This window comes from Nitrosospira sp. Nsp14 (genome assembly GCF_900113575.1).
Classification (GTDB): Bacteria; Pseudomonadota; Gammaproteobacteria; order Burkholderiales; family Nitrosomonadaceae; genus Nitrosospira.
The window spans coordinates 1-13,659 of sequence record NZ_FOPV01000007.1; the positions used below are offsets into that span (position 1 = coordinate 1).

Sequence of the window (13,659 nt, forward strand, 5' to 3'; positions counted from 1 at the left end):
AATGCCGCAGGGGACTTGGTGCAACCATCCGAAATCAACCAGTTAAGAAAATAGCATCAGGAGGAAATCATGGCAGCAGTAGATCACGATATTGGGCACGACTATCATCCGACCGGCCTGATGGGCGGGTGACTTGTTAATTCACGAATATTTTAAAAAATAGGGGCAAGGAGAACACGATGGCGGCAGTAGAACACGAAATTGGTCACGTCCACGAGCATCATCCGACCGGCATGATGCGCTGGTTGACCAGCACTAATCATAAGGACATAGGCACGATGTATCTTTGGTTCAGCTTCATCATGTTCCTGACGGGGGGCGTGATGGCGCTGACCATCCGGGCAGAGCTGTTCCAGCCGGGCCTACAGATCGTTCAGCCCGAGTTTTTCAACCAGTTGACCACCATGCATGGCCTGGTGATGGTGTTCGGCGCCATCATGCCCGCGTTCGTGGGGTTCGCCAACTGGCAGATACCGATGATGATCGGGGCCCCGGACATGGCCTTCGCGCGCATGAACAACTGGAGCTTCTGGCTGCTGCCGCCGGCCGCCCTGCTGCTGATCAGCTCGTTCTTCGTTCCCGGCGGTGCGCCGGCGGGCGGCTGGACATTTTATCCGCCGCTATCGGTGCAGATGGGTATCGGCATGGACATGATGATTTTCGCCGTACATATCCTGGGCGCTTCCTCCATCATGGGCGCGATCAACATTATCACCACCATACTCAACATGCGGGCACCGGGGATGTCGCTGATGCAGATGCCCATGTTCGTCTGGACCTGGCTGATCACCGCCTATCTGCTGGTGCTGGTGATGCCGGTGCTGGCTGGTGTGGTGACCATGCTGCTGACGGACCGAAACTTCGGCACCAACTTCTTTAACGCGGCCGGCGGCGGCGACCCGGTGATGTTCCAACACATATTCTGGTTCTTCGGCCACCCTGAAGTCTACATCATGATTCTGCCATCATTCGGCATCGTGTCCGAGGTCATTCCCACGTTCGCGCGCAAGCCGCTGTTCGGGTATTCGTCGATGGTGTACGCCACCGCGTCTATCGCCATCCTGTCCTGCATCGTGTGGGCGCATCACATGTTCACTGCTGGCATGCCCGTGACCGGCCAACTGTTCTTCATGTACGGCACCATGCTGATCGCAGTGCCGACCGGGGTGAAGGTGTTCAACTGGACCGCGACCATGTGGCGCGGTTCCATGACTTTTGAGACGCCCATGCTGTTTGCCATCGGCTTCATTTTCCTGTTTACCATTGGTGGCTTCAGCGGGGTGGTATGCGCGGTGGTGCCGGTGGATGTTCAGGTCCAGGATACCTACTACGTGATTGCTCACTTCCATTACGTGCTGGTATCGGGCTCGCTCTTCGCCATTTTTGCCGGGACCTACTACTGGCTGCCGAAATGGACCGGGCACATGTATGACGAGACGCTGGGCAAATGGCACTTCTGGTTGTCGATGTTCTTCTTCAACCTTACCTTCTTTGTTCAGCACTTCCTGGGACTTGCGGGCATGCCGCGCCGCATCCCGGACTATGCATTGCAGTTTGCCGACTTCAACATGATATCCAGCATCGGCGCCTTCGGCTTCGGCACCACTCAGCTGCTGTTCCTGTACGTTGTGTTGAAGTGCATCCGTGGGGGAGCAAAAGCACCGGCCAAACCCTGGGAAGGAGCGAAGACCCTGGAATGGACGCTGCCCTCGCCCGCGCCGTATCACAGCTTCGAGACACCCCCGATCATCAAATAACAGTGGAGATAGGAGGATGCTATGTACAAGCAGTCAAATATGGCGGGAAACCTCGATGTGTCCGAAGATGCGGAGATGGAGCGGCGCTTGGCATCCATTAAAACAGCATTGTTCTTGCTGGCTTCGTCCCTGGTTCTGCCCATGATCTATTATTTAGTACAGTGATTCATTTAAAACCGGGCGGCGTCGACCATTTTAGCGATCGCTGCCGATGGATAGCTCGAAGCGGACTGGAGCGGGAGGCGAGCATGAGCCAAGAAGGAAGCGTGAGCCACGAAGGAAGTCATTATTACGTTCCAGAGCCATCGACGTGGCCTATTAAAGGGTCGATTGCGCTGTTGTTCATGGGTTTCGGTGCGGCGTTTTCCGTCAACCGGCTTCCAATTGGATACGGGCTGCTGGCCATAGGGTTTGCGGTGCTCTTCTATATGATATACGGCTGGTTCAAAACAGTGGCACGGGAAAGTGAAGGCGGAAAATTCAATAAGCTGGTGGACAAGTCTTTCCGCTGGGGGATGAGCTGGTTCATTTTCTCCGAGGTGATGTTCTTTGCCGCATTCTTCGGCGCCTTGTTTTATCTGCGCGTCTACTCGATTCCGGATCTGGCGGGCCTGAACGGCAGAATGCTTTGGCCGGACTTCAGCGGGGACTGGCCTACCTCGGGACCCGGGATCAGCGAGAAGTTCATGCCCATGGGACCATGGGGACTTCCGGCGGTCAACACCATGATACTGCTGACCTCGGGCGTGACCGTCACTTGGGCGCACTGGGCCCTGAAGCTGGACAAACGCGTACAGGTCAAGCTGGGACTGTTCCTCACCTTCGCACTGGGGTTTCTGTTCGTGGGCATGCAGGCATACGAATACGGCCACGCCTATTCGGATCTCAATCTCAAGCTAACCACTGGGGTCTATGGCGCAACGTTTTTCATGCTGACCGGCTTCCACGGCTTCCACGTCACACTGGGCTCCATCATGCTGCTGGTCATCTGGTTCCGCGTGCTGGCGGGGCACTTCACGTCGGCGCACCATTTCGGCTTCGAGGGTGTCGCGTGGTATTGGCACTTTGTCGACGTGGTCTGGCTGGGATTGTTTATTTTCGTGTACTGGCTTATCTAGCGGTCGTGCCTAATTTTGGTTCAGCTATGATCTTGTCCCGCACTACGCAATATGCCATCCAGGCGCTCATCTATATCGCAACGCAGCCCCGGGGGATGGTGGTGTTGAATCGAACAATCGCCGAGTGCTTGAGATCATCCCCGACCTATCTTGCCAAGATCCTGCAGGACTTGTGCAGAGGCAATCTGCTTTATTCTTTCCGCGGGAAACAGGGCGGCTTCTGTCTGCGGGAGAATAGCGATAGAATCACTTTAATGCAGATTGCAATGCTTACCGAGGGTCCGGGGTTTACCGATGAATGCGTGCTGGGACTGAAGGTTTGCAGCGACAAAACGCCGTGCCCGATGCATGTCAGGTGGTGGCCGATCAAGCAGGAAATCGTGAAGCTGTTGCAAAGCCAGACCCTGGATATGCTGGCCGCAATGGTGGTGAGCGGTAAATACCAGCTTACCGATTTGCCTGAGGCCGCCCTTGAGGACTCAGCCAGACCGATGGGTTGGAAATCGACTCTGAAAGGCATTGATCATGGGCAAGCAAAGTTCTAAGGCGATACCCATCCCCGGCACATCGCGCGATGTGCCTACCGCTTGCAGGGATTGCGGGGCCTACAAATTATGCATGTCGCTGTGGTTGAAGACCGGCGATTCGTCGTTGCTTGAGCGCGTGGTAAAAAGAAAGCAAGTGTTCAAACGCGGGGAAGTGCTGTATGCCATGGGGCAATCCGCCCAGCATATGTACGTCATTCGTGGAGGCTCGGTCAAAACCAGCGTCAGTACCGAAGACGGGCAGGTGCAGGTGATCGGTTTTCACATCGCCGGAGAACTGCTTGGGCTGAACGCAATCGAGAACCGGCAGCAGAATTACGAGGCGCGGGCGATGGGACTCACTTCCGTTTGCGAAGTTTCCATCGACCGTTTCGAGGAATTGGCCAGGGAAGACCCGGCGATACAGCACGAAATCATCAAGCTCATGAGTCTGGAGCTTCGCCACAGCCATGAGTTGCTGCTGTTGCTCGGCAAGCACAATGCGGAGGAGCGCATCGCCGCCTTTCTGCTCAATCTATCGAAGCAGTTTGCCCACCGCCATTGTTCCGCAACCGAATTCGTTCTCAGCATGTCGCGCAGCGACATCGGGAATTACCTGGGCATTGCTGAGGAAACCGTGTGTCGCATATTCGCTCGCTTTCAGGAAGAGGGGATGATGACCTGCGATTGCAGGCGTATCAAACTCAACGACCTGAATCGATTGCGGCAGATCGCCAATCACCGGGTCGAGCATAAGACTGAAACATCTCCCCCTCCTCTAGGGAGTGAGCCGTTTTTATCCTAATCTTTTTCGAGCACTACGTGGATAGGCGGATCACCGGCTTTTGGTCTAAGAACCGGATCGATGGTCCTCGTCGTCTCGGTTTCGCTACGGTTTGTGCCCCGGGTCTGCACTGGTTTCGGGGCTGTGACTCATTGTAGACTGGAGCTCGATCAGTGGCCCCTGGGGAGCTCGGATACCACTCCTAGGGCTATCAAGTGCAGCGATCAGTGCTATCACCATAGCAAATGACGGAGCCAGAATCGATGTGGCCAATGTTCGGCGCGTGGAGCCCGCAATTGCCGTCTGATATCCCACGCCGATCACGCCCAGAATGATGAGGGCGTAGAGAATTAACCAGAGGGTGCCTGGAATCTGCGCATGTAGTGCTATGGCAGTCCGGGTGCCATGAAGATCAATTACTGTGTTCAGCGATTCAATATAAAGGGCTGCGACGTCCGAGTCCATGTCCTTGCGGGCATTTTTGACGGCCATGTCCCATACTTGACGCTGGATTCGTTGAGACTCAACAACCAGTTTTTGTATTTGATCGGGGCTCGTACCCTGAACCGCGTCCAGACGAATATCGACATATTTCCGTAAAAGCCCTGCCGACTCCGCGCGGTCCGGTTCCGGCAGGAAATCAGACCGCAACCAGGCAGTGCCAATCGCGTTGGCTTCTTCGCGCACAAGCTTCTTTCGGTCGTTCATCCGTTCGGCTGCGATCCCGAAGGTGAACACCAGCATGAATCCCGCCAAGCTCAGAATGGCGGCTGCAACGGTGGAGACCGATGATGCTTTCTCGTTCTCCGATCTGCGGTGCACCACAAGCCCCAGCCTGAATCCGACCTCAATGCCAATCGCGACAACGATCATCGTTGCGAGGAAAATCACCTCGACGGGTATGGTGTCCATGCTCATTTAAACCTCGCGCGCGTCACTGGTCGCACAGCCGTTTGAACCGTCCTCGCCAGCAGAGCCCTTTTTGGTCCATGCTGCTATCTCATCCGTTTGATAGCGACTTTCCTGGTTCATCGCAGCACCCCGGCGTCGGGCCTCCGAACATTCATGTGTTTTATTTAGTATGGTTTATTTACAAGATACTTCAATAAAACATGTGAAATAACCATCGGCGAAGCGGCGCGCTCCGATCTACATTACTATCAGTAAAATACGGTCCAAGCCAACGGGCGGGTTCTGCCATCAAGACCACAGGCGGCACTATATTGTAGGGGGGCTGTGTGAAAAGTTTTAGATACAGTCTGGTCAGGGCGTGCGCGTGGATTATAGGGTTGATGTCGCTGTTCGCAGCGTCCACCCCCGCAGCGTCAGGGCAAGAAGCGCCACCGGAAATACCGCGGAGTAGCGGGCCCCTTGAAGGCCCAAACCGACAACACGGCATCGAAGACTCTGCAAAAGAACCGGATGCCGTGACCGGCAGACGCCGAACGCTCGTCGGCCCGCAGCCGGTTACCCCGGAGCAGCAGGAAGAGGCGGAGCGCCTAAAACAATTGGGCGCCAAGTATGGGACCGATCCCACAGCAATCGTGGGACGCGTGCAGTTGTCTTCCACCTACCTTAACCTCCCTCAGGGGAGGCAAGGCATCGATACGTTAGCCCGTGTCGACTTGGCCCTCGGGGGAAACTACGTGCTGCGCACAGATGTGCCGGTCTTTAAAATGAATGATCCGAATCGACCCGGCGCCGCGTCCCTGCAAGGTTTCAGCGATCTCTCCGTGACAGTAGCACGGCGCGTCTACAGCACGCCTGAATATACGGTACTGGTGGGCGTGACATCGACATTCCCCACGGGAACCGAGCCAGGATTAAGCCTCGGCAAATATACACTCGGCCCGACCGTCGCTACAGCCCGGTTTCTTCCCAGATTGGATTCGCTTCTGCTCGGGTTGTTCACCCACCAAGTCTCTGTCGCGGGCGATCCCGCTCGAAGTTCCGTCAATGTTTCAAAGGCAACCCTGCAAGTCAATTCATTTTGGGCCCAGCGGTGGTGGAGCGTCGTGCAAGCCGAGTGGAGGGTCGACTGGGAACGAAACGCGAGAAGCAACATGACCGTTGAACTTGAACTGGGACGCAATGTGGCGGAACGACTGGGTATATTCGTGCGTCCCGGAGTGGGTATCTGGGGGCAGGATCTTCCCGGCGCTTACACGTGGAGTATCAATGGCGGCGTTCGTTACATGTTCCGGAGCTTCTAGCGATCAGCCTGAATTCGGGAAATGGGAAGGGACGGCAGATTTTCCCTCGGCGTCCAACGGTTAGAGATCCGGTGATCCCTACCTGATGGTTCGTTCAAATGGTCGAGTCTAATCACGTCCGACCCCCATCGCTAAACCGTGGTTGTCGATGCCTCTTCGTATTATCAAATGGAAGCCCATTACCGGATCGTCGCCCTTTGTTGAGATAGTCACCCCGCCCGCATCTTTTACCGATTCAAGGATTTCACTCAAGCTCGAACATATTTGAGAGGGATCATGGCGGTAGCCCAAATCTGCACCTAGAATAAAATCTACAGCATCCTGTTTGATGGTATTCATCCCCTGCCATCGGCTGCTGGAGATAAAACAAATCCCGCATTGCCGGCAGAACAACAACTGATCAAGGGACGTCATGGACAACAATGAAGAAGCGAAGCGGCTCGAGGCTGCGCATACCGAGAATGTTCCCTGGAAGAAGTGGGGACCCTATCTGAGCGAACGTCAATGGGGCACGGTCCGCGAGGACTTCAGCGAAAACGGGGATGCCTGGAATTACTTTTCCCATGATCAGGCGCGTTCCCGAGCATACCGCTGGGGAGAGGATGGGTTAGCGGGCATTTCCGATGACAAGCAGCGCCTCTGCCTTGCCTTGGCCCTCTGGAATGGCAAGGACCCCATTCTGAAGGAACGCCTTTTCGGGCTAACGAACAGCGAAGGCAACCACGGCGAGGACGTGAAGGAATATTATTTTTACCTCGACAGCACGCCGACCCATTCGTACATGAAGTACCTGTATAAGTACCCGCAGGCAGCCTATCCCTATAGTGACCTGATATTGACGAACCGGCAGCGCAACCGTGATGAGATGGAGTACGAACTTATCGATACCGGCATTTTCAACGACGACCGTTACTTCGACGTCTTTGTGGAATACGCCAAGAGCAGCCCGGAAGATATTCTGGTCCAGATCACTGCCATAAACAGGGGACCGGATGCGGCCGAGTTACACCTGCTGCCGACCCTGTGGTTCCGAAACGACTGGGCAAAGTGGATCGCCAAGCCATCCAACAGACCGGAAATAAAGCAGATCGCCCTCCCTGAGGGTGTCACCGGAGTCTCCGCTGAGCATGAGGTGCCGGGTGCGTACCATCTTTACTGCGAAGGCAATGTACAACTGCTCTTTACTGAAAACGAGACGAATTATGAGCGCGTCTTCGGAACACCCAACGAGACTCCCTTTGTCAAGGACGGGATCAACGACTACATAGTGAACGGCCGCCAGAATGCGGTGAACCCGGACAAAACTGGAACCAAGGTTGCGGCACACTACCGACTTGAGGTAAGCCCTGGACAGTCAGCGATAGTGCGGCTGCATCTGGCCAAGGCGAATGCCACGACGGACGCAAACACCATGGGTGCGTCCCTCTTCGGGAAAGATTTTGAGGAAACCCTCACTGCGCGACGGCGGGATGCGGATGAGTTCTACCGCTCAGTGACGCCGCCGTCGGTTTCTCCGGACGCCGCCAGGGTGATGCGCCAGGCCCTCGCCGGTATGCTCTGGTCCAAGCAGTACTATTACCTGGATGCCAATCAGTGGCTGGAAGAGCACCACGCTCACCCCCTTCGTCGAGGCAGTCGTGATTTCCGGAATCGGCAATGGTTTCACATGGTCAACGAGGACATTATCTCCATGCCCGACAAGTGGGAGTACCCCTGGTACGCGGCCTGGGATCTTGCCTTCCACACACTACCGATCTCGATCGTGGACCCCGACTTCGCAAAACAGCAGATGGAACTGATGCTACGCGGACACTACCTTCACCCCAGCGGCCAGCTGCCCGCCTATGAGTGGAACTTCAGCGACGTGAACCCCCCCGTCCACGCCTGGGCAACCCTGTTCCTGCATCGCACCGAGCAGGCGCTGCGCGGTGAAACAGACGTTGATTTCCTCAAGTCCGCGTTCAACAAGCTTCTGTTGAATTTCACCTGGTGGGTGAACCGCAAGGACCGCTTCGGCAAGAACGTATTCGAGGGTGGCTTTCTGGGCCTGGATAACATCGGTGTCTTTGACCGCAGTGCACCGCTTCCCACAGGAGGCTACCTTGAGCAGGCGGATGGCACGGCGTGGATGGCCCTCTTCACCCAGAACATGCTGGAACTCGCCGTTGAGCTGGCTTCCTACGACCAGACCTACGAGGATATGGCCTTGAAGTTTGTAGAGCATTTCCTGTATATCGGCGCTGCCATGAATCAGCCCGGAGCGGATGGGATGTGGGATGAGGAGGACGGCTTCTACTATGACCTGCTGCGGCTCCCCGACGGCAGCGCCAGACGGCTCAAGGTGCGCTCGATGGTGGGACTCCTGCCCCTCTGCGCCACCACCGTGATCGAGAAGTGGCAGCGTGAGCGCACCCCGCAGACAATAGCCTTGTTCAGGGAACGCTTGCGCCAGATGCCGGAACTCATGGAGTCGGTCCACCCCTTTGGCCCCGGCCATCTTGGCGTGGCCGACCGGGGGATGATGGCCCTGGTCAATCCGGAACGGCTCCGCCGCATCCTGTCGAAAATGCTTGATGAGAACGAGTTCCTGAGCCCCTACGGGATTCGCTCGGTCTCCAAATTTCATTCCCAGAACCCTTACGTTCTCGAGGTGGGCGGCCAGGACTACCGCGTGGACTATCTGCCTGCCGAGTCGAACACGGGCATGTTCGGCGGCAACTCGAACTGGAGGGGCCCGATCTGGATGCCGGTGAATGCCCTCATCATCCGGGCGCTGCTGCAGTTCTATCTGTACTACGGGGATAACTTCAAGATTGAATGCCCCACCGGTTCAGGCAACATGATGAACCTCTTCGAGGTTAGCAAGGAGATCGGCGACCGGTTGACCCGCATCTTTCTGCGCAATGAAGAGGGCGGGCGTCCGGTGTACGGGAGAACAGAGAAGTTTCAGAACGACCCGAACTGGCGCGATCACATCCTGTTCTATGAGTATTTCCATGGCGACAACGGCACCGGCCTCGGTGCAAGTCATCAGACGGGTTGGACCGGTCTCGTGGCAAAAATAATCCAGCTCTTTGGATTTCTCGATGCTCAAAAAGCGCTCCAGCAAGGGAAAAGCGCCGCTTTCACTACTCGTGACGCGACGAAGTGAGGTATCGATATGACGAGGCCAACAGCGGAGCAGGTGATGTGCAGGTATTTCAGGTGGCCTTGATCAAATTACTCCAGGAAGTTTGAATGCAAACCGAAGTCTTGGACTTGATGAGGATGCATAGTTGCTTCGAAGGGCTGGAAGACGATGCGCTTGTGGAGATTGCCGAGCATATGGAAGTGGTGCGGTGCAAGCCCGGCGAATGTGTACATCAGCCGAATACGCCCCTGACAAATATCTATTTCGTTGTTCTGGGTACCTTGAAAGCGACGCGCCGCGATTTTCATGGGAACGAGAAAGTCATTGGGGTATTTTCGCGGGATGATCAAATCGGCGCCATGCTGGCGATGGAGATTTCAGAGGCCGTGCCCGAAGGTCTCTTTGCAATAACGAATTGCACGCTACTGAAATTAGTGCACAAACAGGCGCTAAGCCTCGCGCCCAAATACCCAAAGTTCCGACTCAATGTCCTGAAGGCTGCCCTTCGAAATTATCGCCGGCTTTTTTTTGAGGAGAAATCGAAGCCGCAGCCGCGGATCGTGGCCATATTCCATAGCTCGCCTGCAACACGGCCGTTGACTCAGCGAATCGTACGGCGATTAACCGAACTTGGGGAACAGCCGTGGGTGTTGAGTGATCGAGACGAAGAGAAACAAGGGGGCGATGCAGGTTACACCGCGCTCTCCAAGGGGGACTGTGAACTGTTCATATCGGAAATTCGCGAACAAATTAAAATCAGCCATGGGCGAAATTCGGGGCGGTTGTTTATCGATGTGGATGCCGCCCTCGACCGCGAGCGAGCGTCTCAATTAATCGAACTCAGTGATTCAGTGATGTGGTGTGTCCAGGCGGGAGACGAGAAATCAGCCGCGGACCGCCTAAAGGCTAACTGCGCGGAAATTCCCGGTTGCCGTACAAAAAGCAATGTTGTTTGGCTGCTTGCGGACGGGTATCAGACGTCGCCTTTTGCTCCGGAGTTGAGCGAGCTGGTGTCGGGGGATTTCAAGATCACTTTCTCCGAACCGCAGTCGCCGCTGGGTAAAACGCTGGCCTATGGCGTGGAAAGACTCATCCATTACCTGCGTGGGATTAAGATTGGACTGGCGCTGAGCGGGGGAGCCGCGCGTGGCATGGCCCACCTGGGAGTCCTCCGGGTTCTGGAGCAGAATGGGATTGTAGTCGACATGATTGCCGGGACGAGTGCCGGAGCGCTGACAGGCATTCCCTATGCTTCCGGGGTTTCAGCCGACCATTGGGTTGAGCGATTCGTTTCCGATCTGACACCGCCAATCGCGTTTCGCTGCCTTCCGAACGGCAACCACTGGTATCTTGTGTACAAGTATCGTAGTGGGCAATTTGACGGAATGCTGAGAAGGTACTTCTCGGATTGGAGACTCGAACAGCTACCCATACCTTGCTGCGCCGTAACGCTCGACCTGGTCAGCGGCGAGCCAATTGTCCGTGACCATGGCGACGTAGTGCACGCGATCCTGGAGAGCATCAACTTACCCGGGCTGTCCGAGCCGATCTTTCGCGATGGGCGCGCGCTGGTCGACGGGGGACTGGTCAAAAACGTTCCGGCGGACGTGCTCGTGGATTACGGCTGCAATTATGTTATCGCAGTTAGCGTGACAGCCAAAATTGAACGGGAGTTCCCTCCAAATCCGCGGCACGCTCCGAAGTCAACGATGAGTCGGGCTTCGACGATACAGACTATTTTGCGCAGTCTTCTGGTTCAGAATAAAAGCGTCAACTCTGTGGGTATGCGGCAAGCGGACGCCATTATTGAACCCGATGTGACCCGATGCGAGTTGACAGATTTCGTAAGAGCCGGCGAAATGGCCGCGATTGGCGAACAGGCGGCACTGGCTGAACTTTCAAATATCAAGGAACAGCTGATGCAGTTGGATAATCGGCTCTTTGCCGACGTTGCCAAACGGTGACAGTGAATTCATCCACCCGTTCAATTTGGGTAATCCCGTCCGATACCTCCACTTATGCCGACCACTTGTCGACCAGTTGTCGGGTTGTCCAGACTTAGCAGCACCTTACTCGGTCTTAAGGATGACAAGATGCCCGTCTCTGGAACTGCACTGATGTTTCCGGGGGAGTAATACTGGGAAACCAGGAACCGAACCCGCGTCCAGCATCCTACGATCCTCAGCTCGAACTCTATCGGCAGGCAAGCTCCGGTAACGGCTTGCATGCCCGTGTCGCCATCTTCCACCACTACCATCTTGTATCCCATGTCGGCAGTTTTGCTGGGAAAAAAGCCCGGGCTAGCCGATTTTTTGGAGGACGTCGATGTAGTGATGAGAATCCTGCTATAAAAAGAACAAGAGCTGTTGACGTCCAGCTAGTACCGGTTCGCTGAATTCTATGAGGAATGTCTCAAAGACAGCCGCAAGCTCAATAATGGACCGCTGAAGGCAGGACCGCTGCGCATCTAGTATGTGATACACCCGCAGGTGGGTACTTTCTAACCGTATCAGCATGGCCGACGCCACGACATGGACATTATGCCGACTCGAATCTGCACCGTAGCGGGGTTGACAATGCTGAGCTTGCTGGTTGTCGCGACGAGCGCGTGGGGAATACTCGCGCTCACTTTTTCAGCGCCGCGGCGCGATACAGTACATCTCGCTGCGGCGGCAATATTTGTGGCTGTATCGGTTGTGGCGTTGATTGCACTGGGCTTCCACCGCTGGCGCTGGCACGCAATTGCCATCTATTTCGCGCTGTTTGCGCTGGTGGTCGTGTGGTGGCGCAACATCGAGCCGTCTAACGATCGCGATTGGCAAACCGATGTGGCGGTACTCCCCTATGCCACCATCGAAGGCGACGTGGTTACGGTGCACAACATTCGCAATTTCGACTACCGCAGCGAGACCGACTACACTCCCGCCTACTACGACAAGCGCTTCGATCTGCGGCAGTTGGAGGGTGCCGATCTCGTGGCGGTCTATTGGATGGGGCCGGCCATCGCGCATATATTTGTCAGTTTCGCCTTCGCCGGTGGGGACCATCTGGCGATTTCCATTGAGACGCGCAAGGAGAAGGGAGAGGGCTATTCCACTCTCAAGGGCTTCTTCCGGCAGTATGAACTTTACTATGTGGTTGCCGACGAACGCGATGTTATCCGGCTACGGACCAACTATCGCAACGACCCACCTGAAGACGTTTACGTGTACCGCTTGCAAGGTCCGCTTGAGAACGTACGGCGCGTATTTCTGCAGTATATTAACAAAATCAATGACTTACAGAGCCACCCTGAATTCTATAACACCTTAACGACCAACTGCACAACCGGTATCTGGCTGCACACCCTGGTTAATCCAGAGCATCTTCCATTCAGCTGGAAGGTTTTGGCAAGTGGTTATGTGCCGGAGTACGCGTATGAAGCAGGGCGACTCGACAGGGGCTTGCCATTCTCGGAGCTGAAGCGACGTGCGCACGTAAATGTGCGGGCAAAAGCGGCAAACGGCGCCACCGATTTTTCGCACCTCATCCGAGAGCCGCCTGAGATAGCGGCAGAGGGCTCGCCTTAAGCTCGCGGCGAACAGGTGCTGGCCCTTGCTCCTGTGGTTCCAGGTTTTGTCTTTCACCCCGGCGTGGCATCCAGAGTCAGGTTAGCTGAGTTGTACTCTCTTATTCGTCACTGTGTCAGGAAACGTGTGGGACTTCAACCCATCCATCAAGCCCCGTGCTCAGCAGTTCTGTTTTTCATTCTTTCCGCCCGTCTATATTGAGGTGGCAGTTATCTTCCTGCAACCTCATGGATTTCCCCGTTCGGCGCCCTAAAGAGGCGTAGGTCTCATTATGGCAACATTCTCCCCGCTACGCCTGAATTCCCTTATCAGCGAGTGAGTCCCCAGCAGATACCTGGGGCCACCTCAGACTAGGGCCTGCTCGCGTCACGGGTAGGGTGCGCCCGCCGAGTTGTCTTTCCCTGATCACATATCCTTACCGTCAGGCCGGTCTTTTTTCAGCAATATTCACACGGATTGCTATACTGAAATTGTTAGAAGTGCAGCCGAGAATGGATAGCACTCTTTCAGTCATCCTTAAGAAGAACTAGTCCACGCATGCTCAACCTGTCAACCGTAACCTTT

12 protein-coding genes are annotated in these 13,659 nt (G+C 55.5%); 9 read left to right on the forward strand and 3 right to left on the reverse strand.

The annotated features are described in order from the left end of the window. The first annotated feature begins 179 nt into the window (after positions 1 to 179). The 5 genes from ctaD to BM022_RS05935 all read left to right on the forward strand — a co-directional run bounded on the left by ctaD (position 180) and on the right by BM022_RS05935 (position 4,204). Positions 180 to 1,757 carry a cytochrome c oxidase subunit I gene (gene ctaD / locus BM022_RS05920; protein ID WP_091137687.1) on the forward strand — a complete coding sequence of 526 codons (1,578 nt, stop codon included), beginning with the start codon at positions 180 to 182 and terminating at the stop codon, positions 1,755 to 1,757. Between the two features lie 21 nt (positions 1,758 to 1,778). Beyond that, positions 1,779 to 1,922 (forward strand): hypothetical protein, encoded by a 144-nt coding sequence (locus BM022_RS15445; protein ID WP_177191637.1) that lies wholly within the window; start codon positions 1,779 to 1,781, stop codon positions 1,920 to 1,922. 83 nt (positions 1,923 to 2,005) lie between these two features. Continuing rightward, positions 2,006 to 2,875 (forward strand): cytochrome c oxidase subunit 3, encoded by an 870-nt coding sequence (locus tag BM022_RS05925; RefSeq protein ID WP_177191638.1) that lies wholly within the window; start codon positions 2,006 to 2,008, stop codon positions 2,873 to 2,875. A 26-nt stretch (positions 2,876 to 2,901) separates the two neighbouring features. Further along, complete coding sequence (locus tag BM022_RS05930) at positions 2,902 to 3,420, forward strand: RrF2 family transcriptional regulator (protein ID WP_091137689.1); 519 nt, start codon at positions 2,902 to 2,904, stop codon at positions 3,418 to 3,420. After that, positions 3,401 to 4,204 carry a helix-turn-helix domain-containing protein gene (locus BM022_RS05935; RefSeq protein ID WP_091137691.1) on the forward strand — a complete coding sequence of 268 codons (804 nt, stop codon included), beginning with the start codon at positions 3,401 to 3,403 and terminating at the stop codon, positions 4,202 to 4,204. Before BM022_RS05930 ends, BM022_RS05935 begins: the two co-directional genes overlap by 20 nt. A gap of 84 nt (positions 4,205 to 4,288) precedes the next feature. Here BM022_RS05935 and BM022_RS05940 read toward each other — a convergent pair whose 3' ends face one another. Beyond that, positions 4,289 to 5,095 carry a bestrophin-like domain gene (locus BM022_RS05940; RefSeq protein WP_177191639.1) on the reverse strand — a complete coding sequence of 269 codons (807 nt, stop codon included), beginning with the start codon at positions 5,093 to 5,095 and terminating at the stop codon, positions 4,289 to 4,291. A gap of 326 nt (positions 5,096 to 5,421) precedes the next feature. On the opposite strand from BM022_RS05940, the gene BM022_RS05945 reads away from it, so the two are divergent. Next, the gene (locus tag BM022_RS05945; RefSeq protein ID WP_143079537.1) at positions 5,422 to 6,396 is read left to right on the forward strand and encodes a hypothetical protein; all 975 of its coding nucleotides are present in this window, start codon (positions 5,422 to 5,424) and stop codon (positions 6,394 to 6,396) included. A 108-nt stretch (positions 6,397 to 6,504) separates the two neighbouring features. Here the strand turns inward: BM022_RS05945 and BM022_RS05950 are convergent, their stop codons facing one another. Further along, entirely contained in the window at positions 6,505 to 6,735 is a 231-nt protein-coding gene (locus tag BM022_RS05950) for a hypothetical protein (RefSeq protein ID WP_091137695.1), read from the reverse strand. A gap of 73 nt (positions 6,736 to 6,808) precedes the next feature. On the opposite strand from BM022_RS05950, the gene BM022_RS05955 reads away from it, so the two are divergent. Both BM022_RS05955 and BM022_RS05960 read left to right on the forward strand, forming a co-directional pair. Next, entirely contained in the window at positions 6,809 to 9,547 is a 2,739-nt protein-coding gene (locus tag BM022_RS05955; RefSeq protein ID WP_091137697.1) for an MGH1-like glycoside hydrolase domain-containing protein, read from the forward strand. A gap of 86 nt (positions 9,548 to 9,633) precedes the next feature. Then, positions 9,634 to 11,490, forward strand: a complete 1,857-nt coding sequence (locus BM022_RS05960) for a patatin-like phospholipase family protein (protein WP_091137698.1) — start codon at positions 9,634 to 9,636, stop codon at positions 11,488 to 11,490. A gap of 20 nt (positions 11,491 to 11,510) precedes the next feature. On the opposite strand, the gene BM022_RS15130 is transcribed toward BM022_RS05960, so the two are convergent. Then, the gene (locus tag BM022_RS15130) at positions 11,511 to 11,795 is read right to left on the reverse strand and encodes a hypothetical protein (protein WP_143079538.1); all 285 of its coding nucleotides are present in this window, start codon (positions 11,793 to 11,795) and stop codon (positions 11,511 to 11,513) included. A 262-nt stretch (positions 11,796 to 12,057) separates the two neighbouring features. Here BM022_RS15130 and BM022_RS05965 point away from each other — a divergent pair, with 262 nt between their 5' ends. Then, the gene (locus BM022_RS05965; RefSeq protein WP_218146842.1) at positions 12,058 to 13,095 is read left to right on the forward strand and encodes an Lnb N-terminal periplasmic domain-containing protein; all 1,038 of its coding nucleotides are present in this window, start codon (positions 12,058 to 12,060) and stop codon (positions 13,093 to 13,095) included. Positions 13,096 to 13,659: the final 564 nt, after the last annotated feature.

Bases quoted from the DNA above. Each gene is read 5' to 3' on its own strand.
- BM022_RS05955 (WP_091137697.1), top strand. From the start codon at position 6,809: ATGGACAACAATGAAGAAGCGAAGCGGCTCGAGGCTGCGCATACCGAG.
- BM022_RS05925 (WP_177191638.1), top strand. From the start codon at position 2,006: ATGAGCCAAGAAGGAAGCGTGAGCCACGAAGGAAGTCATTATTACGTT.
- BM022_RS05940 (WP_177191639.1), bottom strand. From the start codon at position 5,095: ATGGACACCATACCCGTCGAGGTGATTTTCCTCGCAACGATGATCGTT.
- ctaD (WP_091137687.1), top strand. From the start codon at position 180: ATGGCGGCAGTAGAACACGAAATTGGTCACGTCCACGAGCATCATCCG.
- BM022_RS05935 (WP_091137691.1), top strand. From the start codon at position 3,401: ATGGGCAAGCAAAGTTCTAAGGCGATACCCATCCCCGGCACATCGCGC.
- BM022_RS05950 (WP_091137695.1), bottom strand. From the start codon at position 6,735: ATGAATACCATCAAACAGGATGCTGTAGATTTTATTCTAGGTGCAGAT.
- BM022_RS05930 (WP_091137689.1), top strand. From the start codon at position 2,902: ATGATCTTGTCCCGCACTACGCAATATGCCATCCAGGCGCTCATCTAT.
- BM022_RS05960 (WP_091137698.1), top strand. From the start codon at position 9,634: ATGCAAACCGAAGTCTTGGACTTGATGAGGATGCATAGTTGCTTCGAA.
- BM022_RS15130 (WP_143079538.1), bottom strand. From the start codon at position 11,795: ATGGGATACAAGATGGTAGTGGTGGAAGATGGCGACACGGGCATGCAA.
- BM022_RS05965 (WP_218146842.1), top strand. From the start codon at position 12,058: ATGGACATTATGCCGACTCGAATCTGCACCGTAGCGGGGTTGACAATG.
- BM022_RS15445 (WP_177191637.1), top strand. From the start codon at position 1,779: ATGTACAAGCAGTCAAATATGGCGGGAAACCTCGATGTGTCCGAAGAT.